Genomic DNA, 25227 nt, shown 5'->3' with positions numbered 1-25227 from the left:
CATATCTCGGCCGAACGGACACATTCCAGATACATAAGTGCGCTTTCATGGCCCTCTCCCTACTCACAATGAGAGCGTTGCCATGTTCCGTAAACTGCAGCAAGCCGCCCGCTTCCTCAGCCAGAGTGCGCGTTTGATGGTCGGCGTCCCCGATTACGACAACTACGTCGCCCAGATGGCAGTCAAAAACCCGCAAGAACCGGTGATGAGCCATTCGGCGTTTCTTCGCGAGCGGCAGGAAGCCCGCTACGGCGGCAAGCAATGCACGACGCGTTGCTGCTGATTACCTGGGCGAACGCCGCGATCAGCACAATATCTTCGCCATTGCGTAACGACTGCTAAGCTTCGACGTTGCAGCGTCCGAGCCTTTGCGGGATCGGGCGTTGAGCGTGGCCATGGAGTACGACTTCAGTATCAATATCCACTTCAACAGGGGTGGTGAGCGATTGTCGGTAACCTGCACGGAGGCAGGCAATGGTAATCAAGCATGTAGGCCATTCAAGTGCCGAGGGCGTTCCCGAGCCACTCGATCGCGAAGAGATAGAGCGGGGGCTGGGGCTGTTGCTGGCCAGCCCGGTGTTTTCCAAGTCCAGGCGCATGGGCAGTTTGCTGCGTTTCCTGGTCGATCACGATCTTCAATTTTCCAATATCCCGCTCACCGAGCATGCCATCGGCATCGCGGTGTTTCGCCGTGACCCGGCGGTTTACTGTACCGGCGACGATCCGGTAGTGCGCGTGCAGGTGGGTCGGTTGCGGCGCAAACTCGCGATCCATTACGCCACCCTGGGGCAGCAAGACCCGGTCCGTCTGAGCATTCCGGCCGGTTGTTATCGGTTGGCTTACCAGCGACTCAGGCCCAAAACCATCGCGCCCCGCCATCCTGTTTTGCAGATTCAGCCGTTTACCTGCATCACCCGCGACGGCGATGACTTCACCAAAGGCTTGTGTGAAGAGTTGAGCTGCCGGCTGTTCGAGTCGTTCGAGCAGGCGCAAAGCCATGGCAACCACGTATTGATGAAGGTGCCACGTAGCAGCGTCACCGCATCGGACGTCATGCGCGCCGGGCGCGGTAATTATTCGCTGGAGGGCAGCGTGCGGGTGGAACCGAGCCGTGTCCGGGCCTCGGTGCGACTGATTGATGTCGCTCAGGGCCGGATTCGCTGGTCAGAGCAGTACGATCGCAATCGACCCTATGGCATCGCGACCCAGGAAGATCTGGCGGAGTCCATCTGTCGGTCGTTGACGGGCTATTTCGCCCGGGGAAACGGTGATGTTCCTTGAGTGGAAGGGGCAACCGCGAGGTTGCCCCCGGGTGCGACGATTACACGGTTTTCCATGCCCCGCCTTCGTAGAGGCGGGTTGCATCGTTAACGACAGTCAGGTCGATTTCGATGGCCTTGGACCGCGACGTGCTGAACATGGTGCTGGTCTGCACGTTCTGTTCGAACCACACGAGAATGGTCTCGACAGGGGTCAAAACGGTATTGCCGGTGACCACCTGGTTCGTGGCAACGTAGATCGGCGTGCTGACCTGCTTGCCGTCGATGCCGACGGACAACTGGTTGATGCCAGGATGGATCGGGCCGTATTCGTTATCCAGGGTGATGGAAATGGCAGGGCCACCGGTTACCGCCGGGCCCAGCAAACCTTCCGGGCTGAGTTCCGATTGTTGTCCCAGACCGATCGTGACGATGTTGGTCGAGACCTTCACCGTCACGTCAGCCTGAAAAGTATTGGACCCGAACAGTTGGTATTGCGGGGTCCAGCTGAAGCCGTTGTTGCTCAGGTACTTGTCATAGGACTGCCAGACAACGTTGTAGGCTTCGTTGCCGACTTTCTTGGCAAAGCACAGCTTGTAGCCTGACTGCTTGAGCAGGGTCAGGTCATCGGGTGCGATTTCTATCGTGACCGATTTTTGAGTGGCTGCCAGGGTCGACGTCAACACCTTGCTGTAGTCCGACGTTTTCAGGCTCGCTGGGGCGACACTTTGGAATGACTTGAAGGCCTCTTGCACATCATTGTGAAGTTGCAGAGCTTGATTGCTTACAGCGCTCGACTTACTCATGGCTTTCCTCTTCCTTGGTTGTGTTAGGCAATCAATGGCCAGCGGGCAGCGAATCCGACAAGTGATCGGGCGGCACCTTCTAAACACATTGACGGCTTTACAGTAGGCGCAGGGTTCAGGGCGGCGAAGTGTCTTGGCGTTACAGCGGGGAGGGGTGTTAAACCAGCAAGGTAACAGCCTGCGTAACCGGGTTGTATCAAGGGATCCGCGAGTTGAAACAGCGGGGCGGCCGTGCGCCCGCCCCGCCGTAGCCTTAATGCGCCGGTGTACTCACCTTCGCGTCGGCCCAGACAAAGTTCCAACTGGTTCGTTTGCCCTTGGCAATCTCGATCAGCTTGTTCTCATACACGGTGTGATTGACCGTGCCGGTGTACGTCAGCTTCCGGGCCGCGTTGGTCCCGGTGACCTCCCCGGGTTTGCCGCCAGATTCAGTCATGGCCTTTTTCATATCGGCTTCCGACGGGGCGCTGCTCTGGTTTTTTTCAACGGTTACGAAACTCATGGTGTCACCTCTTCCGTGATGGGGGGATCGGCGGACAGCCGGGGCGAGAGGTTCTCGACCCGGCCAACACACCGAAGCCAATACTCTATTGGCCCGCCGGGCACCGCAGAAGTGACAACACGGTCGGTAAGGTAACACCGCGGATACAGCGAATCGCGCGATGTAACGGCGACGTATCAGCCAGCGACATCACTTCGCTTTCCAGTGACCACCGCCCGATTCGCAATCAATCTTCGATTGGGCCAAGTGTTCCGCGCCGTAGTAATACGTGGTGACCTGAGCATTGTCGGGGATGTTCAGCGACTTGCTGTTCTTGTCCTTACTGGTGGAGTGAGGGTTGGCCAGGGATTCCTGGGTGAGGGTCGCGATGCAGGAGGCCTGATAATGATCGTCGCATTGTTCGACTTTTTTCTTGGTGCTGGTGAGCATGTCCTTGCTCTCGTTGCTGCATGACCAATCGATGGCATTCACCGGCATGCCTTCGTACTCATAGCAACTATGGGACTCGACCACCGGAACGGAAGGGCTTTGGGATCGGGTCAGGACGTCACAGCCTTCAGCGAACACCAGCGTGGGGCTCAGGCTGGCGAGCAGAAACAGCAGTCTACGGTTCATCGGGAATTCCTCTCCAATGGCGCTGCTCGTGATCAAAGATCGGCGCTTACAGGGTTTCGAAAACACGATGAGGCGCGGGGTTCAATTCGTTTTACAAAGCGCTGGGGAATGTAGCAGCTGGCGAAGCCTGCGTTCGGCTGCGCAGCAGTCGTAAAACCTGAGCACGCGGTTCTCCTGAAACCCCGCATTTACCGATTTCACGACTGCTGCGCAGCCGAACGCAGGCTTCGCCAGCTGCTACACGGTGCATGTGGTAAACAAATAGATCCGTCCCCATTTTCACCATTTTCACCATTTGATCCATCACCGCGCGGTAAAAAGGATTGCCCTCTCGCTCACGAGAGGGCAAGTGTCCGGCTTTATGTGTGATGAATCTCCCGATCCTTGGTTTCCGGCATGAAGAATATGCCCAGGACGGCGGTCATCACGGCGATGACAATCGGGTACCAGAGGCCGTAGTAGATATCACCCGTGGCCGCGACCATGGCGAATGCCACCGTCGGCAGGAAGCCACCGAACCAGCCGTTGCCAATGTGGTAGGGCAGCGACATCGAGGTGTAGCGGATGCGCGCCGGGAACAGTTCCACCAGCCAGGCGGCGATCGGGCCGTAGACCATCGTTACGTAGATCACGAGGATGGTCAGGAGCAGCAGCACCATTGGGTAGTTGGTTTTGGCCGGATCGGCTTTCTCGGGGTAACCGGCCTCTTTGAGCGCGGTGCCGAGGGAGGCGGTGAAGGCATCGTTTTTGGCTTTGAAGTCGGCGGCCGGCATGCCGGTTCCCTCGAAGCTCGGGATTACTTTGTCGCCGATGCGTACTTGAGCGACAGTGCCTGGTTCAGCCTTCTCGTTCTTGTAGGGGATGGCCCGCTTCGCCAGTACGGTCTTGGCGAGGTCGCAGGAACTGGTGAATTTGGCCTTGCCCACCGGGTCGAACTGGAACGAGCAATGGTCAGGATCGGCGATCACCGTGACCGGGTTCTTCGCCTGCGCTACGAACACGTCGGGGTTACCGTATTGGGTCAACGCATGGAAGATCGGGAAGTAAGTCAGCGCCGCGATAATGCAGCCGGCCATGATGATGCCCTTGCGGCCAATGCGATCGGACAAGCTGCCGAAAATGACGAAGAACGGCGTGCCGATAAGCAACGATCCGGCGATCAACAAGTTGGCGGTCTGCGGGTCAATTTTCAGTGTTTGCAGCAGGAAGAACAGCGCATAGAACTGCCCGGTGTACCAGACGACCGCCTGGCCGGCGGTGCCGCCGAGCAGGGCCATGATCACGATTTTCAGGTTGTCCCAGCGGGCGAAGGATTCGGTCAGCGGCGCCTTGGAGGACTTGCCCTCGGCCTTCATTTTCAGGAACACCGGCGACTCGCTGAGCTGCAAGCGGATGTACACCGAGACAATCAGCAGCAGGATCGACAGCAGGAACGGAATCCGCCAGCCCCAGGCCTCGAAGGCTTCGGTGCCGAGGATCGTCCGGCAGGCGAGAATCACCAGCAGTGAAAGGAACAGGCCAAGGGTCGCGGTGGTTTGAATCCACGAAGTGAAATAACCACGCTTGCCTTTCGGCGCATGCTCCGCGACGTAGGTCGCCGCGCCGCCATACTCGCCGCCTAGCGCCAGGCCTTGCAACAGGCGCAAGGTGATCAGGATGATCGGTGCCGCCACGCCGATGGTCGCGTAGCCGGGTAGAAAACCGACGATGGCGGTGGAAATACCCATGATCACAATGGTAATGAGGAAGGTGTGCTTGCGCCCGATCATGTCGCCCAATCGACCGAACACGATGGCGCCGAAGGGACGCACCGCGAAGCCGGCGGCGAACGCGAGCAGCGCGAAGATGAAGGACGTTGTTTCATTGACGCCGGCGAAGAAGTGCTTGGCGATGATCGCGGCCAGGGAGCCATACAGGTAAAAGTCGTACCACTCGAACACGGTGCCCAGGGACGAGGCAAAAATGACCTTGCGCTCCTCCTTGGTGATGCCGTGGTGGGGCGTGCTGCCCGAGGATGTGTTGTCGATTGCGGCCATGAGTCTTCTCCGTCGTTCTTGTTATAGGCCGGAGTACCTAATTACCTTTCTTGCCGCACCCAGGCCCTTGGGCTTATGTCGTCGGATTACGGATTGCGCGAAGCATGCACACAGGTTGACGGCCTCGCATCGCTGCAAGGTTTTCTGAAGCATAATCGGCTTCGCGCAGATATCCACTCGCCCTCACGTTCAATCGCTGGATCAGGCGCTGAGTCAGGCCGCATGGCTCACTACGCAACCATTCGTTTAATCAATAATCACCATCAAGGAATGCAAGTTCTGTTTTTTTGTCATGAGCGGAGGATAGCGTCATACCAAAGTCGCCTCTGAAGGAACCTGCGCGATGAGAATCTCTACCTTGCTGGCCCTTGTCGCCGTATTGACCGGCAGTGTTGCCGCCACTGTGCCGGCCTACGCGGCCGACCCGTCCTGCCATTTCCTGCCGATGGCCGACAGCGCCGCCAGCTTGCAGTCGACTCAATCGGTGGGCGTGCTTTACAGCGAAAACACCCTCAACACGATCGAATACCTTGAGCAGTACCATTCAGTAGCGCTGAACGGTGCGAAGAACCCTGCTCTGGATTCGCGCATCAGTAACGCCTTCGTCAACAGTTCCGATCCTGCACTTGCGATCAACTGGCTGATGGGCTCGCTGCAAAAACAATTCGCTTCGGTGACCGTCTACGACAATCTCGACGCCTTGGTGCAAGCCCATCCCGATGTGGTGGTGATGCTCGACACCTACAGCCGTCTGGTGTCCAAACGCAACAACCAGGTTGAAGCGCGATTCCTGGCCAAGTTCTACGACTCGAACCTGCAATACATTGGTAAGGCTGAAGGCTCACGTGAACAGCAGATGCCTTCGGTCTGGGTTCATGGCAAAGCCGCCCCGGAAATTGCTGCGCAGATTGACCAGCAAAATGCGGTGCAGCTGAATGCGTTGAAACAGTTTGATGCGTCGTTGAAGGCGCTGGTGACTTCCGGTAGTGGGGCGCGAGTAGCGAGCAACTGACGTACAGTCAAAGTGATCCATGTATCCGCCATCCCTTGCCACAATGTATTGGTGAACTCCACACATCGAGGTCTGGCGGCCCCCTTTGTAAGGCAGGCTGGTCAGATGATTTTCAGATTTATTCAAGTACCGCGCTTATCAAGTGGCGCACGACCTCGGCCTCTACGGCGCCTTCGTTGCCACTTTCATCAAAAACCGCACAACTCGCCGAACGGCCGCCATCAACGCAGTGGTAGACGGCAATGATGCTGCCCGGTCCGGCTCCCGTATGACCGCTCAAGGTCAGGCCACCCTCCACGGTGCCCTGCATCAATCCAAGGCCGTAACCCGGAACAACCCAGGGCCGGCCAGCCATCGGTCCGCCCAGCGTACGTGCCGTTTGCATCTCACGCAGCAGTGATTGCGGCAGCAAATGCCCATCCAGTAAACGGTCCAGACACAGGGCCGCCTCAGCAAGCGGACCAACCAGCAAACCGTGATAGACCCAGCCCGGGTCGTAAGTGGCGGCGGCTCCCATGTTCACGCCATCCAGATCGGATTGCTTCGTTGCGAGACGTACGCGCGATAAATCGAGAGGGGCGAACACGCGTTGGGTCAGTGCTTCTTCAAGCGTGAGGCCGGTCACGCGCTCAATGAGTCTGGCAACGAACAGATAGCCCACGTTCGAGTATCGCCAGCCGTTTCCAGGTGAATAACGCAACCTGGTCGCATCAAGCCGTTGCAGCATTTCAGCGGCTGACCAAGGTGCGTCATGGCGGGCCACGGCGGCGTGGTAGTCCGCGAGCTCACTGTAATCCGCCAATCCGGCTTCATGCCGCAGTAACTGGCACAACGTGAACGGGCCTTCAGGCGCAACATCATCCAGACCGATCAAACCATCACGCACCAGCGACATCCCTGCGGCGGCGAGTACCGTCTTGGTGAAACTCCACCACGGCACAGTTGCGTCGGGCTGCTCAGGCGTGAGGAGTGAACCGTTTGAGACAAGGGCGAAATGCATGGAGTGACTGCTCTGGATGGAGGCTTCGGGGGAGTTTGCCAGAAAACAAAACCGCGATTGTGTTTGAGCAACGGTTTGGCTAATCTCGCACAAACACGCAAATTCAGGCATAAACATGCAAGATCAGCATTCGGTAACCGAACTGCCTTCTGTCCGCCGGCAAAAAATCCTCCTGATCCTCGAACGCGACGGCAAGGTCATGGCCTCGGAGTTGAGCCAGCATTTCGCCGTTTCGGAAGACACCATTCGCCGCGACCTGTCGGAGCTGCACAGCGCCGGCCTGGTGCAGCGGGTCCACGGCGGCGCGCTGCCTCGTCCCAAGGACACCGGCAAGGATTTCTTCACTCGAGTCGGCGAAACCGATGAAGTGAAAACCCACTTGGCGCAACTCGCTTCACGCCGAGTGCAAAACGGCCAGATTGTGATTTTCGATTCCGGCAGCACCACGCTGCAGATCGCGCGATCACTGCCTGCGGACATTTCCATCACAGCCATTACGGCCTCGCCGATGATCGCGATCACGTTGGCTGAGTACAGAGGCATCAAGGTGATTCTGGCCGGTGGCCAACTCAATCCAGCGACGATGTCTGCCAGTGGGCATGAAACCTTGCGGCTGATCCAGGGCATCAAGGCGGACCTGCTGTTCACCGGGGTTTGCGCGATTCACCCGGACGTCGGCATCAGCTCGTTGCATTTTGATGAGGTGCCGGTGAAGCAGGCGATGCTCGACAGCGCGTCCCACGTCGTTGCCGTGACCACGGCCGACAAACTCGGGGCGGTGGAGCCTTTCGTGGTCGCGCCGTGCAACCGCGTGCATACGCTGATTACCGAGCAGCACGTGGCGTCGGGCGATGTCGGGGATTACCGGAAACTGGGAATTGAAGTGGTGCAGGCCGACGCGTGATGCGAAGCCTGCACGCCAAGGCACTCAACCCTAAACCAGGTATTTGTTGAACCAGGCCACGGTCCTGTCCCACGCGAGTTTAGCCGCGGCTTCATCGTAGCGAGGCGTAGAGTCGTTATGAAAACCGTGATTGCAGCCTGCGTAAATATAGGCCTCGTAGGTTTTGCCCGAGGCTTTCAGCGCTTTTTCATACGCCGGCCATCCTTCGTTGATGCCCTTGTCCAGTTCGCCGTAATGCAGCAGCAGCGGCGCCTTGATTTTCGGCACATCCTCAGCCTTTGGCTGACGGCCATAAAAGGGCACGGCTGCCGCCAGTTCCGGGTAAGCCACAGCGGCCGCATTTGAGACGCCGCCGCCATAGCAGAACCCGGTAATGCCGACTTTCCCCGTGGTCTTGTCGTTTTTCATCAGCCACTCGATGGCGGCGAAAAAGTCATTCATCAGCTTTTCCGGATCGACAGCCGCTTGTAACTCCTTGCCTTTTTCATCGTTGCCGGGATAGCCGCCCACCGAACTCAGGCCATCGGGGGCGAGCGCAATAAACCCCGCCTTGGCGACGCGTCGGGCGACGTCTTCGATGTAAGGGTTTAGCCCACGGTTTTCATGCACGACGAGCACCGCCGGCACCTTGCCGGTGGCTTTGGCCGGGCGCACCAGATAGCCGCGAACATTGCCGTGGCCCTTGGGCGATGGATAGGCAATGTACTCGGCGAGGATGTCCGGGTCGGTGAATTCAACCTGCTCGGCGAGCGCGTAGTTCGGGCTCAGGGAGGCGAGGAGGGCGCTGGCCGTCAGACCGCCGAGGGTGAACAGCGCCGCTCGATCAAGAAACTCGCGCCGGTTGATCTTGCCGTGGGCGTAGTAGTCGTAGAGCTCCAGCAGTTCCGGAGCGAAGTCTTTGGCGGTGAGACGTTCCATGGGGGGCGCTTCCCGTTGGTTCAGGATCTGAATCAGTAAAGCAGTGTTTGGCGCACTGACTCAGTTTTCGAAACAGGACACCAGGAAACGCATCACCGCCTGCACCGACGGGGTGGGCCGAATGTCGCTGTGGACCACCAGCCACACTTCACGCGCCAGCCCCGCGCCCACAGTCGCCTGGATGTTCAAATCATTGCTGCGCAGCAGGATCGGCCGATCCCCCCTTGTTGCTTGAGCCAGACGGGATTATCGGCCTCGCGCCGCGACAGCGAAGCGTTGTGTCTAATGCCCGCCCACCACCATGCTGCTGAACGGCGCCACATAAGCCTGCAACGTCACCAACCCACCGACCAGAATCGCCAGCACAATCGAGTGGAAGAACACATACCGCAGAATCTCCCCTTCATGCCCGTACCAGCGAGTTGCCGTGGACGCGACCACGATCGACTGGGCGTCGACCATTTTGCCCATGACCCCACCGGAACTGTTGGCCGCGGCCATCAGCACCGGGCTGATGCCCAATTGCTCGGCGGTCACTCGCTGCAAGCCGCCGAACAGCACGTTGGAGGCGGTGTCGGAGCCGGTCAGCGCCACGCCGAGCCAGCCGAGGAGGGTGCCGAACATGGGGTAGAAGATGCCGGTCGCGGCGAAGGCCAGGCCCATGGTGGCGTCCAGGCCTGAGTAGCGGGTGAGGAAGCCGAGGGCGAGCATGGCCACGATCGTGATGAGTGAGTAACGCACCACCCACAGCGTTCGCAGGTATTGGCGTGCCAGTTGTGGGATGGAATAGCCCATCAGCAGGCCGCCGACGATGGCCGCCAGGAGGATGCCGCTGCCGGTGCTGGTGAACCAGGTGAACTTGTAGACCGCTTCCTCGGTTTTAGCTGCGGGCACCACGGGTGGCACTTTCTCTATCTGCTGGTGAATGGTGGTGAAGGTCACGGCCGGGGCGAAGATCGGGTTGGCTTCGCGCATCGGTTTGCCCTGTGGATCGAGCTTGGCCGAATTAGTGGCCGGATCGATTGCCGGGCGGGTATCGAACATGTTTTTGAAGCCCTGGGTGCCCCAGGCGAACACGAACACGGTGAGGATGATCCACGGCATCCACGCGCGCATCACCGCCGGTTTCGCGTCGCTGGCGAAGGTCCCGCTGGCTTCGGGTTTTTGCTGATGCTCCTCGTCGATTTTCGAGTTGTCGACGCGCCCGCTCAGGGCGGCAGAGGTGTGAATCGTGGCCGGTTTCCAGACCTTGAGGAAACCGGTCAGGCACGCCATGGAGATCAGCGCGGCGATCACGTCCACCAGCATCGGCCCATGGTAGTTGGACACCAGGAACTGCGGCACGGCGAAACTGACCCCGGCCACCAGAATGGCCGGCCAGATCTCCAGCATCTTGCGCCAGCCGGCAAAGGCCCAGATCAACCAGAACGGCACGAGCACCGAGAAAAACGGCAGCTGCCGGCCGACCATCATCGACAGCTCCATCTCATCCAGGCCGGTGACCTTGGCCAGGGTGATGATGGGCGTGCCCAGCGCACCGAACGCCACGGGCGCGGTGTTGGCGATCAACGCGAGACCGGAGGCGGCCAGCGGCGAGAAGCCCAAGCCGATCAGAATCGCCCCGGTCACCGCCACCGGCGTGCCGAACCCGGCAGCCCCTTCAAAGAAGGCGCCGAAACAGAAGGCGATCAGCAGCAGTTGCAGGCGTCGGTCGTCGGTGATGCGCGCAAGGGAATCCTGCAGCACTTTGAACGAGCCGTTTTCGGTGGTCAGCCGATGCAGGAAGATGATGTTGAGGACAATCCAGCCAATTGGCAGCAGGCCGTTGGCGGCGCCGTAGAGTGCCGCCGAGCCGGCCATGTTTGCGGGCATGCCGAAGGCAAAAATGGCGATCAACAAAGCCGAGCCAAGGGCCAGCAAGGCCGCCAGATGCGCCTTGATATGGAAAAACGCCAGGGATGCCAGCATTACCACCACCGGCACCGCCGCCATAATGGTTGAAAGCACCGGGTTACCGAAGGGATCGTAGATTTGTTGCCAGACCATGTTCCACCTCTGCTTTTTATTGTTGGTAGTGCAGGCCCCGGGCGGGGTTGGTGGGATGGAGTATAGGTGGCATTACGCCGCTGTCCCGGCAGGTTCGTCGCGACCGTTCGACACCCATCCCGGCACTGCGAACCCTCGGCAGCTGCTACAGGGGATGTGTGGAGTCAGAAAGGCCCGCAGTCGATTTCAATCGGGTGGGTCGCCATCCATTCCTTGAGATGAGCGACAAAGCTGCGGACAGTAGGGGCGATGTTTTCCCTGGATGGGTAGACCGCATAGATTCCGCTCGAGGGCTCGACGGTCCAGTCGGCGAATGCTTCCGCCAGTTTCCCGGAGCGCAAGTCATCACCGACATGCCAGTCCGCGAGCAGCGCGATGCCATGCCCGTCAAGCGCCATTTGACGCACGACTTCGCCCAGGCCGGATTCGAAACGGCTGCGCATTTTCACGGTTTTCTCAACGCCGTCTCGTGTGAGTGTCCAGCGATTTTCCTTGCCGATTATCAGCCCGTCATGCTGTGGCAACTCTTTTGGCGAGGAGGGCATACCGTGCTTTTCCCAATACGCCGGGGCGGCACACACCAGGCGCCGGGAGGGTGAAATCTTCTGTGCGATCAGGGTTGAGTCGGCCATGACGCCGTGGCGAATCGCGAGATCAACGCCTTCGGCCACCAAATCGACCATCCGGTCCGTCGGGTCCAGATCCACGATGACCTTCGGGTAGTACGTCAAATAGCTGCTGACGACGCCCGACAAGTAAACCAGGGCAAACGTGGCGGAGGTGGTGATTCTCAGGCGACCGCTGATCTCGGTGTCATCGAACAAACCTCGTTCGGCGTCCTGGACGCTGGCGAGGATGGCTTGAGCATGCAGATAGAGTTTTTGCCCATCCGTCGTCGGGCTCAATTTTCGCGTGGTGCGGTTGAACAGCCGTCGGCCGACACGATCTTCAAGGGCGAGCAGGCGCTTGCTGCCGCCTGCGGCTGTCATGCCGAGGCGTTCAGAGGCGGCCCGGATAGAGCCTTCCTCAAAAACAGCGGCGAAAAGGCGCAATTCGTCGATGGAATCCAGCATTGGATTAACAACCATTAGGACCGAAAGATTCAATAACTATCGCCTATTGCTTTCATTTTTTCGATGATAACTTTTATGCCAGTGGCAACTGCCCAGCGAAATAAAGAGGATCACTTCATGAGCAATACCCACGTAGCCCTGGTAGTCGGATCAAGCGGCATCATTGGCAGCGCACTGGTTGAGGCACTGGTCAACGCCCCTGAATGGAAGGTTCGAGCCCTGCGCAAGACCTTCGTCGAAGGCGTCGAGACGATCGATTGTGACCTGAGTGATCCCCGAGCGACCCGGGCCGCACTGGCTTGCGCATCTGACACCACTCACGTGTTTTACGCCGCGTTGCAGACCGACCCGGATCTGGCGCGCGAATCCGAGATCAATGCCGCCATGCTGCGCAACGTGCTGGATGGTTTGAAAGCGGTCGGCGCACCGCTTCAGCGCGTGGTGCATTACCAGGGCGCCAAGGTCTATGGCGTTCATCTGGGGGCCAGCGTGGCGCCGTTTTACGAGGACGACCCACGCCACATTGCACCGAACTTCTACTACGCGCAGGAAGATGTGCTGCGTGAACGTCAAGCCAGCGAAGGACTCGACTGGACCATTCTCAGGCCCGATGTGGTGGTGGGGGATATCGCCGGCAATCCGATGAACATTGCGATGGTGATCGGTGTGTTCGCAGCGTTGAGCAAGGCGGCCGGTGTTCCGTTGCGCTTTCCGGGTTCCATGCGTACCTACCGCGAAGTGGTGGCGCAAGTGACCGATGCCCATTGGCTCGCTCGCGCCAGCCTTTGGGCGGCCCTGGCACCGACGGCGCGCAATGAAGCGTTCAACCTGGTAGGCGAACCGTTCCGTTGGGAGCGCCTCTGGAGCAAAGCCGCGCATGCATTGGGTATGGACGTCGCGCCGCCTCAACCCTTTTCCCTCGCCAGGCACATGCCCGGCAAGGCAAAGGACTGGGCGCATCTGGCCAGCGCCCACAACTTGAACCTGATGCCGTTCAACAAGCTGGTGGGTTGGCCGTTCGGTGATTTCATCTTCAACACCGAGTTCGACATGATTTCCGATATGAACAAGATTCGGCGTGCGGGTTTTACCGAAGTCGTCAACAATGAGGAGATCATGATCAACGCGTTGAAACGGCTTGCACAGAAGGGGGTTATTCCCGATTAACCCGTTACTCGGCTATCACCGACGAGAGGATGCAGCGATGACTGAACGCCATGAGGGACACAAGGAAACGCTTTCCAACGGAAGCAGGATCGAGGTGAAAGCCGAGATATTAAAAGACGGCTCTCTGAAAATGTTCATCGGTGTTTACCGGCCGGACGGCTCGGTCATTGAGGAGGACCATCACCCGTCCCCCCATATGCTGGACATGGAGGCGGCGTTGGATTGGGCAATCGAAGAAGCCAAAAAAATCGGCAACAAACAACACACGTTGTAAGAGCGGTGGACCACCGCTCTGACCATCGCCCTTATTGCGTACCGAACATGGCTGTCCAGTAAATCCCGGCGTCGCTTTTTGGATCAACCGCATAGGCCGCGCCCAGCTCGCGGAACTGTGGGTTCATCAAGTTGGCGCAATGCCCGGGGCTGGCCAGCCAGCCATCGACGACCTTGCGCGGGGTGTCTTGCCCGGCGGCGATGTTCTCTCCGACCTCCTGATAGGTGTAACCCGCCAGTTCAGCGCGATCCCCCGGTGTGCGACCGTCTTGGTCCTTGTGGTCGAAGAAATTGTTATTGGCCATGGCCCGGGTATGCGCTTCGGCCGCGGCCGCCAACGTTGCATTCCAGGCCAGCGGCGTGGTCGCTGCAAACGATTGTTCACCGCACTGGCGGGGTTGGGCGCGGGCGGTATTGAGCAAACCCAGCAGCTTCTGGCCTTCAGCCGCGGCGTCACCCATATGCGCGGTCAATTGCGGTCGCGCGAGCACAATGCGCCAGTCGCGTCCCTCGTGGCTGACACCGACATCGATGAATTGCGGGTTCAACACCACCTGGCAAAAGCTCTCCTTGATCGCCGTCATGGCGGACTGTGCATCACGCGGTCCGGACAACATAATCGCTTGCACGTTGGTCATCGGGTACGACGCTCGAGCCATGGCCTGCTGCAAGTCGACGGGTCCGCTGGCCGACAGGATCAGACGTGAATCGCTCGTCAGCGGCGGCAACACCGATGACGCCTGACTGCCACAACGCTGCACCTGACTGCGGTAAACGTTGATCGACTCGACCAGTTGTGTCTCTTCGGTCGCCATGGCGGTGGCGGTGAACACCAACCCCAGCGGCAACACGGCAAAACGCAGAGCGGATGACAGGACGCGCATGGAAATCTCCCTTGAATTGACTGCGCTCATGATGCGCGATTCCACCCCATGCCGCGCAATGCCTTTTTGCGCTTTGTTGTCCGCCTGCTGACATGATTTGGCTACTACACTGAAGCCAAGTCGCCAAACGGGCGCTTCCCTCGACGCCACACAGAGTGTCTCCACCATGCTCCTCAAATGGTCAGCTACGTTTCTCGTCATTACCCTTGTCGCAGGCCAGGTGATTGCCGACGACCAGCAGCAAAAAAAGGAAGTGGCTGAAGACAAGGCCCAAGTACTTGAGCAAAAAGCCGCGGAGAAGGGCGGTGATCTGCCCGTACCGAAATCCGAGGCGATCACCCAGCCTGAAGTCCAGGCCGTCGATCCCGTCGGCAAGTCACCGCTGGACGACCCCATCACCTGCATGGCTCGCTCCATTTACTGGGAGGCCAAAGGCAAGGACACCGCCGACATGGAAGCGGTCGCCAACGTGGTGATGAACCGCCTCGGCCACGAAGGTTTTCCCGACACGGTGTGCGCGGTGGTCAAGCAAGGTTCCGAGACCAAGAGCTGCCAGTTTTCGTGGTGGTGCGACGGACGCCCGGACACGGTCCAGGAAGAGACGCAATATGCCCTGGCCAAGGAAATCGCGCGCAAGGCGCTGAACAAACAGCTGCCGGATCGCACCGGTGGCGCGATGTATTTTCATGACCGCACGGTGAAACCGGTCTGGGCCAAGGAGTACATCAAAACCGCTGAAATCGGGATGTTCCGGTTTTATAAGCCGCATGATGGGTCGGCGAAGTAGGGGGGCAAACCACGTCGAATATCGCCTTGCGTAGGAGTGACGCAGCTTTCTCAGAAGAGGTAGAGAAGGGTGGCAATGATCACAACGATCCCTCGCCCCACAACGAGTATTTTTGTTGATGACGTACCGGACACAGGTTGCGCACCCCCATCAGCCCCCGAAGTGCCTTCACTGAGCATGTCGATTGAGGCAGGGCTTATAAGGCTGGTTTGCTCCATAACTTCTGGCTAGAACTTCGCGTCATTCAACGCATCGACAAGGGCCGAACCGCCAATGCCGGTCACACAGTATTTGCCAGAACTGAAAGATGTGGCGACCCGACTTGCCCGATGGGGCCATCACAGGCAGAAAAAAGGCACCTTCATCGCTTGATGAAGGTGCCTTTTGCGTTGGCGTCGGCTTTTACAGTTCCTGCCCCAAAAAGATCAACGTATTGCCATGTGCCTCAGCCGCGGCACGCTGGTTGTAGCTGTCGCGATGCGAGCAGTTGAAACCATGCTCGGCCTCCGGGTACACGACAATTTCCACGTTGTCGTTGTTCTCGAAACGCTCGGCGATTTTTTCCACGGCTTCCAGGGAAATGTGGCTGTCCTGCTCACCGAAGTGCATCAGCAACGGCACCTCGATTTCATCGGCGCGGTCCAAGTGGTTCTGGATGCCGCCACCGTAGTAGGCGATGGCCACTTCCACCAGCCCGTTGGCGGCGGTTAGGTAGGACAGCAAGCCGCCAAAGCAGTAACCGATGGAGGCAATGCCGCCGTCCAGGCCAGGCTGCGTATCCAGCGCATCGATGGCCAGTTTGATGTCGCTCTGCGCCTTGTCGATGTCCGTGGCGTTCATCAGCTCGACGGCGCGTTTCCAGCCCGCTTCGTCGTAACCCAGTTCGATGCGGTGGCCGTTGCGCCAGAACAGGTCCGGTGCAATCACCAGGTAACCATCGGCGGCGTATTGCTCCGCGACCGAGCGGATGTGTTCATTCACGCCGAAGATCTCCTGGATCAACACGATCCCCGGGCCTTTGCGGGTATGCGGAATGGCCAGGTAAGCGCCGAATTTACCGTCGTCGCTGTCGATCTCGATCCATTGGGTGGTCACGCTCATGGTGGCTCCTATCTACACAAGTGAGAGGGATGAAGCTTATTGCGGTGGTGTGGCCTGAAAGCTGGGCAACGCCTGAATCCGTTTCCACCAGTCATCGAAGCCGTTGACCGCAAACACCTGCGGTGCATCCGGCGTCATTGCCATGTAAGCACAGGCCGGTGCCAGGTAAAAGTCACCCAGGCTCGGATCCTGGCCGGCGACGAAGGGATCGGAGCCTTTGATTTTCATCAATTCACGCAGGACCATTTTCGACGTCTCGATGCCTTTGCGGCGTGATTCCTCGTTTTTCCCTCCGATAAAGTCGGGGAACAAGTGGTAGCCGAACACCGAGCCTAGCGCACCGTAGCCGTAGGAGTCGTAGATACCCATGACCATGTGTGTACGAGCGCGGTCATGGGCATTGTCAGGTGTCAGTGAAGGCCCCGGCAGGACTTCGTCCAGATAGGCCACGATGGCGTCGGTTTCGATGATCCGGAAACCGTCGTGATCGATGACCGGCACCTTGCCGAATGGATGGCGTGCCAGGTGTTCGGGCAGGTGCGGTTCGCCTTTCATCACATTGACCTGCAACTGGTCGAAATCCGCACCTTTTTCCGCAAGCAGCATCTTCACTGTGCGCACATAGGTACTGCCGTCAAAACCGTAGAGAGTGAGGCTCATGGCGAATGCTCCGTTCTTATGGGAGTGGAGGACGCGCCGGGCTCTGGTCGGTCAACGGTTATTGCGACGCCAGAAGAATCGAGCCAACAGTGCATCCAGGCTGAGCTTGCCGGCACCCGAGAGCAACAACGGCATAAGGGCGGCGAGGTAGATCAGCGGCAGCTTGAAGTTGCCGTGCCCCTTGTTGCTGATGGCGTAACCCTGAGCAAGCTCACTCAATGTAGACCAATCGGCCGGCCAGTGAACGGCGGCGGTCGCGACAACGGTGACAACGATCAAAATGATGGCCGAGACCCGCGTTCCGAAGCCGACCAGGATGGCCAGGGCGCAAATCAGCTCGGCCCACATCGACAGTTCCCAGTTCAGCGTGGCCGGCACGTGGTTGAACGGAAACGGGAACGCGTCCTGGATGTCAGCGAACCAGTTCTCGCCGTTCCATTTTTCCAGGCCCGACTCGAAGAATTCCCATGCAATGAACAGCCGCAGCGTCAAAGGCGCGAGCCAGCTGCCGGCACGATCGAGGCTCAGGTGCAGGCCTTTGGCGGCCGATGAAAGTGAGGTGTTCATGAGCTTGATCTCCGTTCAGTCAGAAAGGCGGGGCAGCGGTTGCCCCGCACAATGGGGTTACTCGCCGGCGCCGCACTTGCCTTCGCCGCACTTGCCTTCACCACATTTGCCTTCAGCAGGCTTTTGCGCGGTGTCGGCCTGGACCTGGCTGTAGCCGTGGGCCAGTTGTTTCATGCTGAACGCCTCGGATTCGGAAGCCGAAGCCACGTTGGACAGGGCCAGGCCGCCTGCGATGATCAGGCCGATGGTCAGGGAAGAAGTCGAGAGATTGAACATGGTGATACTCCGTAGCGTTGAGTGAGTTGAGTGCTTTGATCGGCTTGGCCAATCAACACGCACAGTTCATCAAGCGGGTGTATCTGCGATGTGTCTTTGGTGCGGGGTTTTATGGATGGGGTGTGTCACAAGGGCGTCTGTACACACTCCGATACACAGCCCCAGGAACGCTTCAGCCAGAATGCAACCCCGTAGCAGCTGTCGAGCTCCAGCGAGGCTGCGTTAGGCTGCGAAGCAGTCTTAAACCCTGTGCACACGATTCATCCGGACTACCGAGCCGCTTGGTTTCACGACTGCTTCGCAGCCGAACGCAGCCTCGCTGGGGCTCGACAGCTGCTACAAGGGTGGTGTTTCAGGAAACTGTGATCCGGCGCCAACCAACAGCGTCTAGCCTCCGTGTCCCCGCAATCCCACGGGGCGAGACTTCGGAACCCGGCATGCAAGCGCTGTTGAACGAGATCCTTGACGCCGTCCGGCCGTTGATCGGTCAGGGCAAGGTGGCTGACTACATTCCCGCCCTCGGCACGGTGCCGGCCAATCAGTTGGGCATTGCCGTGTATGGCAACGACGGCGAGCTGTATTGCGCGGGCGATGCCGATACGCCGTTCTCGGTGCAGAGCATTTCCAAGGTGTTCAGCCTGGTGCAGGCCATCGATCATTCCGGCGAAGCGATCTGGGAACGCCTGGGCCACGAGCCTTCCGGTCAACCGTTCAACTCGCTGGTGCAGCTGGAATTCGAGCGCGGCCGCCCGCGCAATCCGTTCATCAACGCCGGTGCCCTGGTGATCTGCGACATCAACCAGTCACGCTTTGCCGCGCCGGCGTTGTCGATGCGTGATTTTGTCCGTCGGCTGTCCGGCAATCCGCAGGTGATGGTGGACGGCAAGGTCGCCGAATCCGAATACCAGCACCGTGCGCGCAACGCGGCCATGGCGTACCTGATGCAGTCGTTCGGCAATTTTCACAACGACGTCGAGGCCGTGCTGCGCAGCTACTTCAGCCATTGCGCGCTGCGCATGAATTGCGTGGACCTGGCCCGGGCGTTCTGCTTTCTGGCCAACGACGGGTTCTGCAAACACAGCGGCGAACAGATCCTCACCGCTCGCCAGACCCAGCAGGTCAACTCGATCATGGCCACCAGCGGGCTGTACGACGAGGCCGGCAACTTTGCCTACCGCGTCGGCTTGCCGGGCAAGAGCGGCGTCGGCGGCGGGATTGTCGCGGTGGTGCCGGGGCAGTTCACGGTGTGCGTCTGGTCACCGGAACTGAATGCCGCCGGCAACTCGCTGGCCGGGATGGCGGCGCTGGAATTGCTGAGCCAGCGGATTGGTTGGTCGGTGTTCTAAAGCATTCGGGCCTGAGCGGTTAATGACGCTCCCTGGATTTTCCTATACATTTTCCAGCCGCCCACAGCATGGTGAAACCGCTTCATGTCTCTTGCGCTCGAACGTCTAGTCGCTGGCACGCCGATCCCTTTTGCCGGCAATCGTGTCACTGTCGTCAGCCCCGAACTGGCCGCGCGCTTTCAGCCCGGGGACCATCTGCTGGTGGAGCAGGTCAGCGGCGAATTGTTGCTGATCCCGGTGGCTGACCAGCAAGCGGCCGCCGTCGCCATCGAGCGCGCCGAAGCGGCGTTCACTGCGCTGTCCAGCGTCCCGGATCAGGCGATCAGCGCGTTCTTCGATCTGTTTGCCCAACGTCTGGAAACCCCCGAGTGCTGGGCCTTGATCGAGGCCGCCAACTTGGCCGACATCGAACGCGCCAAGGCCCGCGGACGTTCGACCACACGGCTATTGGCCGATGAGCGCATGCGCCGCGACATGATCGCCGGCCTGCGCGCCTGGCGCGATGCGTCGGCGACTCGCGGCAAGGTCATCAGTTGCGTCGAACACGACGGCTGGAAGGTCGAGCAAGTGGTGTCGCCGCTGGGCATCGTCGCGTTCGTCTTCGAAGGCCGGCCGAATGTGTTTGCCGACGCCGCCGGTGTGCTGCGCACCGGCAACACCGCCGTGCTGCGCATTGGCAGCGATGCGTTGGGCACGGCTCAGGCCATCGTCACTTATGCACTGAACCCGGCACTCAGCGACGCCGGTTTGCCGACCGGCGCCGTGTCGCTGGTCGAAAGCGTCAATCACGCCGCCGGTTGGGCGATGTTCGCCGACCGTCGTTTGTCGCTGGCCGTGGCACGGGGTTCGGGCCGTGCGGTCAGCCAACTGGGCAGCATCGCCCAACAGGCTGGTACCGCCGTCAGCCTGCACGGCACCGGTGGCGCCTGGCTGATCGCCGACAAAGACGCTGATGCCCAGCGCTTCGCCGCCGTGGTGCGCAACTCTCTGGACCGCAAGGTTTGCAACACCCTGAACGTCTGCCTGATCCAGCGCGACCGCGCCGCTGAACTGGTGCCGTTGTTTCTCGATGCCCTCCAGCAGGCCGGCACCGCTCGGGGGCAGGGCTGCAAGTTGCATATCGTCGAGGGCAGCGAGTCGTGGTTGCCGACGCAATGGCAAACCGGCAGCGTTGAGGTGTATCGCGCCGAAGGCTACCAGACCGAGGCACTGGCCGAACCGCTGCCCGAGGATCAGTTGGGCCGCGAGTGGGAATGGGAAGAGACCCCGGAAGTCAGCCTCAAGATCGTCGATGACCTGGACAGCGCCATCGCCTTGTTCAATCGCTACAGTCCGCAGTTCACCGTGTCGTTGATCAGTGAAGACGGGGCGGCGCATGAGCGCTTCTACAACGCGGTCAACGCACCTTTTGTCGGCAACGGGATTACTCGCTGGGTCGATGGGCAGTACGCGCTGAACAAGCCGGAACTGGGGCTTTCGAACTGGGAGAGCGGTCGCCTGTTCGCCCGCAGCGCGATTCTTTCGGGAGATGGCGTGTTTACCATTCGCAGTCGCATGACCCAGACCGATCTGTCGGTCAAACGCTGAGCATTCGGGCACAGGCAGCGATCGCACTATAATTAAGGGTGTGTTCGCGTCTGTGTTCTGAGTGAGGGCTGCGTCATGAAACTTCATTCTTTTCGGCATTACTCCCACGATTTAGAAACGGTCGTGCACGACACGTGGATTACCGGCCGGGTGAAGTCGGCTCGGGCTTTGGCCGAACCGAGCCTCGGCGTGGGCATTTCAGTTCCAGCAACAATGGATTGCGGTTTTTGGGTGTTCTCTCATGTGAAGCAAAGGCGGACCATCTGCCGATCCCTGAGAGGTTTACCCGATGAAACGCATCCTCATGTTGTTGGCCAACGGTGTCGAGCCGCTAGAAATGGCGGCGTTTACCGATGTGCTCGGTTGGGCCAATCTGCTTGGCGACCAACCCGTAGAATTGATCAATGCCGGCCTTCGGGCGCAGATCGTGACGACCTTCGGGCTGTCCCTCAATCCGGCTCATTTATTAAGCGAAGTTGATCTGGACAGCTTCGATGCCTTGGCATTGCCCGGTGGTTTCGAACCTTCGGGCTTCTATGAAGAGGCCTTGAGTGAGCCGTTTCTCGCGGTCATCCGGCACTTTGTCGCGGCCGGTAAAATCGTCGCCAGCGTCTGCGTGTCGTCGGTGTGCCTGGGCGTTGCCGGGGTACTGAAAGGCAAAGATGCCACGACCTATCACCAGGTGGGTGGCAAGCGCAAAAACCAGCTGCTCGAAACCGGTGCGCGTTTTGTCGACTGGCCCGTAGTGGTCGATGGCCGCATCATTACTTCGAGTGGCCCTGGCACGGCAACGGAAGTCGCCTTCGTGCTGCTGGAACAATTGACCAGCGCCGCGAACGCCGCGCATATCCGTCAGAAAATGCGTTTTCCGACACCGTCTCGTCAGTGGTATGAAACGCCGCAAGTGCCTTGATCTGCCCCGTACATCCGACGAACCGCCTTAAGCCGACACGACGAACTACGCTTGAACTCCTGAGCCACAAAAGCCAGCACAGGCTTGCGGGCGAAAGACACCTGTTTACGAAGGCGCAGAGGTCGTCATGAATCAGTCGCAGGAGCAGGGCGCGTCACCCTGGCATGAGGGCGAGCGGCAGTTGCAGGAAAGCGTCGGTGTGGCCGAGCGCATGGAAGTATTCGGGCGCAAGGTGGTGCGCGATTACCTGCCCGAGCAGCATCAACTGTTCTACGCGCAGCTGCCGTATTTGCTGGTGGGCGCCGTCGATGAGCACGGCGTGCCATGGGCGACCCTGATTGAAGGGCCGCCGGGATTTGCGCATTCGCCGGATCCCCACCAGTTACAACTCGAACGCCTGCCCGCCGAGGGCGATCCCGTCCGGCCCGCGCTCAAGGCAGGTGCCTCGGTGGGGCTACTCGGTATCGACCTGAAAACCCGCCGACGCAACCGAATGAATGGCCGCATCAGCACCGCCATCCAAGGCGGTTTTGCCGTGGCCGTCGAACACGCTTTCGGCAACTGCCCGCAATACATTCAACTGCGTGCCGTCGACCCCGGGTCAGTGGGCCGCGCTTCGTCTGCGGTGGCGGTCGAGCGTTTTGATGAACTCGACGAAGCCGCCCGGGCGACTATTGGCAACGCCGATACCTTTTTCCTTACCAGCTACGTAGACCTTGATGGCGATCCGGCAAAACGCTCGGTGGATGTCTCGCACCGGGGCGGCAATGCCGGATTCGTGCGGGTCGAGGGCAACGTGCTGACGATCCCCGATTTCGCTGGCAATCTGCATTTCAATACCCTGGGCAATCTGCTGCTCAATCCTCGTGCGGGGCTGCTGTTTGTCGATTTCGAATCGGGTGATGTGCTGCAAGTCGCAGGAAGCACCGAGATCATCCTCGAGGGTCCTGAAATAGCAGCGTTCCAAGGCGCCGAACGGTTCTGGCGAATGACTGTGGAGCACGTCGTGCGCCGCGCCGGTGTGCTGTCGTTGCGTTGGCAATTTGAAGGATTCTCCCCCAACAGCCTGATGACCGGCAGTTGGCAGCAGGCCGAGGGTCGTTTGCAGGCCGACGCCCTGCGCGATCAATGGCGGTTACTCCGCGTGGCCCGCATCGTTGAAGAAAGCACTAGTATCCGGTCGTTCTACCTGGAACCGACCGACGGCGCGGGCTTGCCGCGCTTCGAGGCCGGGCAGCATTTGCCCGTGCGCTTTTGCCTGGCCGAGGGGCAGGCACCTTTGGTGCGCACGTACAGCCTGTCGAGCGCACCGTCGGACAGTTTCTTCCGAATCAGCGTCAAGCGTGACGGGCGGGTCTCGTCGCATCTGCACGAACGCATCCGCGAGGGCGATCTGATCGAAGCCCGCGCGCCTCAGGGTCGGTTCTCGGTGAAAGCGGATGAGCGACGGCCGCTGGTGCTGCTGGCTGCGGGTGTCGGCGTGACGCCCTTGTTGTCGATGCTGCGCGAAGTGATCTACGAAGGCGAACGCATCCGCCGCACTCGACCGACCTGGTTTATTCAAAGTGCCCGCAGCCTCGCCGAGCTGGGGTTTCGCGATGAGTTATTCGAGTTGGCTACCCGTGCCAAGGACTCGGTGCGAGCGCTACGCCTGCTCAGTCAACCCGAGGACCATGCCCGTGAAGGTGAGGATTTCGAGGTGGCGGGGCGGGTCGATATCGAGTTGCTCAAGGCGTTGCTGCCGCTGGACGATTACGATTTCTACCTGTGCGGACCCGGTGCCTTTACCCAAGGGATTTACGACAGCTTGCGGGCTTTGCGCATTGGCGACGAGCGCATTCACGCTGAGACATTCGGGCCTTCCACGTTGGTCCGTCTGCGTGACCAACTGAGTCCGGCCCCGGCACAGGTGCCGGCAGCGGACAGCCCGGTGAAAGTGGTGTTTTCAGGCTCGGCCAAGGAAGCACGTTGGGAGCCGGGTGGCGGGACGTTGCTGGAACTGGCTGAAAGCCGAGGCTTGAACCCGGATTTCAGCTGCCGTGGCGGCTCGTGCGGGACGTGCCGCACCCGGTTGCTCAGCGGGCAGGTGCATTATCTGAACCTGCCCGCCGAGCTGCCGGCGCCAGGGGAAGTGCTGATCTGCTGCGCGGTGCCGGCCAAGGGTGATGAGCCCTTGGTGTTAGAGATCTAGCGCGGCCAGCCATCAAGCAGCTTCGACCGCTTTGCCATACACGGCGCAGGCGGTCGGGTGTTCGGCCAGTGATACAAAGTGGCGGCTGCCAGCTTCCAGGGCGTCGATCGAACCGGTCTCGATGTCGTAGACCCAGCCATGCAGGTTCAACTGACCCTTTTCCTGGGCCAGGCGCACGCTCGGGTGCGTCTGGATGTTGGCCAGTTGCGCGATGACGTTTTCCCGGACCATCGAACTCACCTTCGCCGCGTCATCGGCGTGAGGGCGGGATTCGTTGATGACCTTGGCGGATTCAGCGTGTTGCAACCAGCCACTGACGGCGGGCAAGTGATCCATGCATGTGCACTTGGCGATGGCGGTCATGGCGCCGCAGTCCGAGTGGCCGCAGATCACAATGTCCGTCACGCCCAGTACCGCCACCGCATATTCGACCGTGGCCGAGACACCGCCCGGGTGCGGGCTGTAGGAGGGCACGATATTGCCGGCGTTGCGGATCACGAACAATTCACCGGGCTCTTGTTGGGTCAGCAGTTCGGGGACCACGCGGCTATCGGAACAGGTGATGAACAGCGTGCCGGGATGCTGGGTGGTGGCCAGGTGTTTGAACAGGTCGGTGCGTTGCGGGAACGCTTCGTTCTGGAACTTCAAGAAACCTTCAATGAGCGCTTTCATGGTGACGTCCTCTTGACTCGAATCGTTATCCTGTAGCAGCTGTCGAGCATCGCGAGGTAGCGTTCGACTGCGTAGCAGTCGCATGGGTCTGCGAAGACTTCGTCTTCGGACGCTGCCTCGCGCTGCTCGACAGCTGCTACAGGGAGATGTGTGATTAGAACGGGCGCAGTGGCAGGAACTTGCCGTCGAGGGTGATGACTGCGCGGTGGCCGCCTTCCGGATCTTCGACTTTCTTCATGTCCAGCTTGAAGTTGATTGCGCTGATGATGCCGTCGCCAAATTGCTCATGAACCAGGGCTTTCAACGTGGTGCCGTAGATCTGGATCATTTCGTGGAAACGGTAGATGGTCGGGTCAGTTGGAACGCCCGAGAGGCTGCCGCGCAGCGGGATGATTTGCAGGCGGGCGACCGAGTCGGCATCCAGGTCCAGTTTTTCGCCGACCACCTTGGCCGCTTTTTCTGGCAGTGGGTGCTGGCCGAGCAGGGCAGCGGTGACATAGGCCAGGCTCAGGCCGGTGCCCTCGGCCATGTCTGCGAAGGACAGGTTTTTGCGAGCTTTGGCGTCGAGGATTTTGGCGGTCAGCTCGAGGCTGGTGTCGTTGTAAGCGTGGGACTGTTGCATGGTGTTTCTC

The 25227-nt window shown here is 59.8% G+C and carries 26 protein-coding genes; 11 read left to right on the top strand and 15 right to left on the bottom strand.

Features of this window, described 5'->3' with window-relative positions; translation table 11 throughout:
* Nucleotides 1–82: 82 nt before the first annotated feature.
* Both ACA051_RS17400 and ACA051_RS17395 read left to right on the top strand, forming a co-directional pair.
* Nucleotides 83–283 carry a YbdD/YjiX family protein gene (locus ACA051_RS17400; protein ID WP_497303474.1) on the top strand — a complete coding sequence of 67 codons (201 nt, stop codon included), beginning with the start codon at nucleotides 83–85 and terminating at the stop codon, nucleotides 281–283.
* A 191-nt stretch (nucleotides 284–474) separates the two neighbouring features.
* The gene (locus ACA051_RS17395; RefSeq protein WP_497371083.1) at nucleotides 475–1281 is read left to right on the top strand and encodes a hypothetical protein; all 807 of its coding nucleotides are present in this window, start codon (nucleotides 475–477) and stop codon (nucleotides 1279–1281) included.
* Nucleotides 1282–1321: 40 nt separating this feature from the next.
* Here ACA051_RS17395 and ACA051_RS17390 read toward each other — a convergent pair whose 3' ends face one another.
* The 4 genes from ACA051_RS17390 to ACA051_RS17375 all read right to left on the bottom strand — a co-directional run bounded on the left by ACA051_RS17390 (nucleotide 1322) and on the right by ACA051_RS17375 (nucleotide 5218).
* Nucleotides 1322–2065, bottom strand: a complete 744-nt coding sequence (locus ACA051_RS17390; protein WP_497303470.1) for a hypothetical protein — start codon at nucleotides 2063–2065, stop codon at nucleotides 1322–1324.
* 253 nt (nucleotides 2066–2318) lie between these two features.
* A complete protein-coding gene (locus tag ACA051_RS17385) occupies nucleotides 2319–2567 on the bottom strand; it encodes a hypothetical protein (RefSeq protein WP_497303468.1) in 249 nt (82 codons plus the stop codon).
* Between the two features lie 189 nt (nucleotides 2568–2756).
* Nucleotides 2757–3182 (bottom strand): hypothetical protein, encoded by a 426-nt coding sequence (locus tag ACA051_RS17380; protein ID WP_497303467.1) that lies wholly within the window; start codon nucleotides 3180–3182, stop codon nucleotides 2757–2759.
* 359 nt (nucleotides 3183–3541) lie between these two features.
* A complete protein-coding gene (locus tag ACA051_RS17375; protein ID WP_497371081.1) occupies nucleotides 3542–5218 on the bottom strand; it encodes an MFS transporter in 1677 nt (558 codons plus the stop codon).
* Nucleotides 5219–5561: 343 nt separating this feature from the next.
* Here ACA051_RS17375 and ACA051_RS17370 point away from each other — a divergent pair, with 343 nt between their 5' ends.
* Nucleotides 5562–6230 carry an ATPase gene (locus ACA051_RS17370; RefSeq protein WP_497371079.1) on the top strand — a complete coding sequence of 223 codons (669 nt, stop codon included), beginning with the start codon at nucleotides 5562–5564 and terminating at the stop codon, nucleotides 6228–6230.
* 118 nt (nucleotides 6231–6348) lie between these two features.
* Here ACA051_RS17370 and ACA051_RS17365 read toward each other — a convergent pair whose 3' ends face one another.
* Nucleotides 6349–7230, bottom strand: a complete 882-nt coding sequence (locus ACA051_RS17365) for a serine hydrolase domain-containing protein (protein ID WP_497375583.1) — start codon at nucleotides 7228–7230, stop codon at nucleotides 6349–6351.
* Nucleotides 7231–7345: 115 nt separating this feature from the next.
* Between ACA051_RS17365 and ACA051_RS17360 the strand changes: the two genes are divergently transcribed.
* Nucleotides 7346–8134 carry a DeoR/GlpR family DNA-binding transcription regulator gene (locus tag ACA051_RS17360; protein WP_497303462.1) on the top strand — a complete coding sequence of 263 codons (789 nt, stop codon included), beginning with the start codon at nucleotides 7346–7348 and terminating at the stop codon, nucleotides 8132–8134.
* Nucleotides 8135–8164: 30 nt separating this feature from the next.
* Here the strand turns inward: ACA051_RS17360 and yghX are convergent, their stop codons facing one another.
* The 3 genes from yghX to ACA051_RS17345 all read right to left on the bottom strand — a co-directional run bounded on the left by yghX (nucleotide 8165) and on the right by ACA051_RS17345 (nucleotide 12171).
* Nucleotides 8165–9052, bottom strand: a complete 888-nt coding sequence (yghX, locus tag ACA051_RS17355; RefSeq protein WP_497303461.1) for a YghX family hydrolase — start codon at nucleotides 9050–9052, stop codon at nucleotides 8165–8167.
* 282 nt (nucleotides 9053–9334) lie between these two features.
* Entirely contained in the window at nucleotides 9335–11098 is a 1764-nt protein-coding gene (locus ACA051_RS17350; RefSeq protein WP_497371077.1) for an L-lactate permease, read from the bottom strand.
* A gap of 164 nt (nucleotides 11099–11262) precedes the next feature.
* Nucleotides 11263–12171 carry a LysR family transcriptional regulator gene (locus ACA051_RS17345; protein ID WP_497303457.1) on the bottom strand — a complete coding sequence of 303 codons (909 nt, stop codon included), beginning with the start codon at nucleotides 12169–12171 and terminating at the stop codon, nucleotides 11263–11265.
* Nucleotides 12172–12288: 117 nt separating this feature from the next.
* Here ACA051_RS17345 and ACA051_RS17340 point away from each other — a divergent pair, with 117 nt between their 5' ends.
* Nucleotides 12289–13338 carry an SDR family oxidoreductase gene (locus tag ACA051_RS17340; protein ID WP_497371075.1) on the top strand — a complete coding sequence of 350 codons (1050 nt, stop codon included), beginning with the start codon at nucleotides 12289–12291 and terminating at the stop codon, nucleotides 13336–13338.
* Between the two features lie 37 nt (nucleotides 13339–13375).
* The gene (locus ACA051_RS17335) at nucleotides 13376–13612 is read left to right on the top strand and encodes a hypothetical protein (RefSeq protein WP_497303453.1); all 237 of its coding nucleotides are present in this window, start codon (nucleotides 13376–13378) and stop codon (nucleotides 13610–13612) included.
* A gap of 31 nt (nucleotides 13613–13643) precedes the next feature.
* Here the strand turns inward: ACA051_RS17335 and ACA051_RS17330 are convergent, their stop codons facing one another.
* Nucleotides 13644–14495 (bottom strand): CAP domain-containing protein, encoded by an 852-nt coding sequence (locus ACA051_RS17330; protein WP_497303451.1) that lies wholly within the window; start codon nucleotides 14493–14495, stop codon nucleotides 13644–13646.
* A gap of 166 nt (nucleotides 14496–14661) precedes the next feature.
* On the opposite strand from ACA051_RS17330, the gene ACA051_RS17325 reads away from it, so the two are divergent.
* Nucleotides 14662–15282 carry a cell wall hydrolase gene (locus ACA051_RS17325; protein WP_497371073.1) on the top strand — a complete coding sequence of 207 codons (621 nt, stop codon included), beginning with the start codon at nucleotides 14662–14664 and terminating at the stop codon, nucleotides 15280–15282.
* A gap of 402 nt (nucleotides 15283–15684) precedes the next feature.
* On the opposite strand, the gene ACA051_RS17320 is transcribed toward ACA051_RS17325, so the two are convergent.
* The 4 genes from ACA051_RS17320 to ACA051_RS17305 are packed head-to-tail and all read right to left on the bottom strand — an operon-like array spanning nucleotide 15685 to nucleotide 17886.
* Nucleotides 15685–16383 (bottom strand): dienelactone hydrolase family protein, encoded by a 699-nt coding sequence (locus ACA051_RS17320; protein ID WP_497371071.1) that lies wholly within the window; start codon nucleotides 16381–16383, stop codon nucleotides 15685–15687.
* 36 nt (nucleotides 16384–16419) lie between these two features.
* Nucleotides 16420–17043 carry a glutathione S-transferase family protein gene (locus tag ACA051_RS17315; RefSeq protein ID WP_403096981.1) on the bottom strand — a complete coding sequence of 208 codons (624 nt, stop codon included), beginning with the start codon at nucleotides 17041–17043 and terminating at the stop codon, nucleotides 16420–16422.
* A 51-nt stretch (nucleotides 17044–17094) separates the two neighbouring features.
* Complete coding sequence (locus tag ACA051_RS17310) at nucleotides 17095–17610, bottom strand: HvfX family Cu-binding RiPP maturation protein (RefSeq protein ID WP_497303446.1); 516 nt, start codon at nucleotides 17608–17610, stop codon at nucleotides 17095–17097.
* Between the two features lie 57 nt (nucleotides 17611–17667).
* Complete coding sequence (locus ACA051_RS17305) at nucleotides 17668–17886, bottom strand: HvfA family oxazolone/thioamide-modified RiPP metallophore (protein ID WP_497303444.1); 219 nt, start codon at nucleotides 17884–17886, stop codon at nucleotides 17668–17670.
* Between the two features lie 437 nt (nucleotides 17887–18323).
* Here ACA051_RS17305 and glsB point away from each other — a divergent pair, with 437 nt between their 5' ends.
* The 4 genes from glsB (at nucleotide 18324) to ACA051_RS17285 (ending at nucleotide 23923) form a co-directional block, all read left to right on the top strand.
* Nucleotides 18324–19232, top strand: a complete 909-nt coding sequence (gene glsB / locus ACA051_RS17300; RefSeq protein ID WP_219096691.1) for a glutaminase B — start codon at nucleotides 18324–18326, stop codon at nucleotides 19230–19232.
* 84 nt (nucleotides 19233–19316) lie between these two features.
* Nucleotides 19317–20819 carry an aldehyde dehydrogenase family protein gene (locus tag ACA051_RS17295; protein ID WP_497371069.1) on the top strand — a complete coding sequence of 501 codons (1503 nt, stop codon included), beginning with the start codon at nucleotides 19317–19319 and terminating at the stop codon, nucleotides 20817–20819.
* A gap of 289 nt (nucleotides 20820–21108) precedes the next feature.
* Entirely contained in the window at nucleotides 21109–21732 is a 624-nt protein-coding gene (locus ACA051_RS17290) for a DJ-1/PfpI family protein (RefSeq protein ID WP_497303440.1), read from the top strand.
* A gap of 127 nt (nucleotides 21733–21859) precedes the next feature.
* Entirely contained in the window at nucleotides 21860–23923 is a 2064-nt protein-coding gene (locus ACA051_RS17285) for a 2Fe-2S iron-sulfur cluster-binding protein (RefSeq protein WP_497371067.1), read from the top strand.
* A 12-nt stretch (nucleotides 23924–23935) separates the two neighbouring features.
* Here ACA051_RS17285 and ACA051_RS17280 read toward each other — a convergent pair whose 3' ends face one another.
* Nucleotides 23936–24595, bottom strand: coding sequence for a carbonic anhydrase (locus ACA051_RS17280; protein WP_497303436.1), 660 nt, complete (start codon nucleotides 24593–24595; stop codon nucleotides 23936–23938).
* Between the two features lie 154 nt (nucleotides 24596–24749).
* Nucleotides 24750–25217, bottom strand: coding sequence for a cyanase (gene cynS / locus ACA051_RS17275; protein WP_497303434.1), 468 nt, complete (start codon nucleotides 25215–25217; stop codon nucleotides 24750–24752).
* Nucleotides 25218–25227: the final 10 nt, after the last annotated feature.

The organism is Pseudomonas sp. LBUM1669, from assembly GCF_059695705.1.
This window is presented reverse-complemented; position numbering and strand designations above follow the sequence as displayed.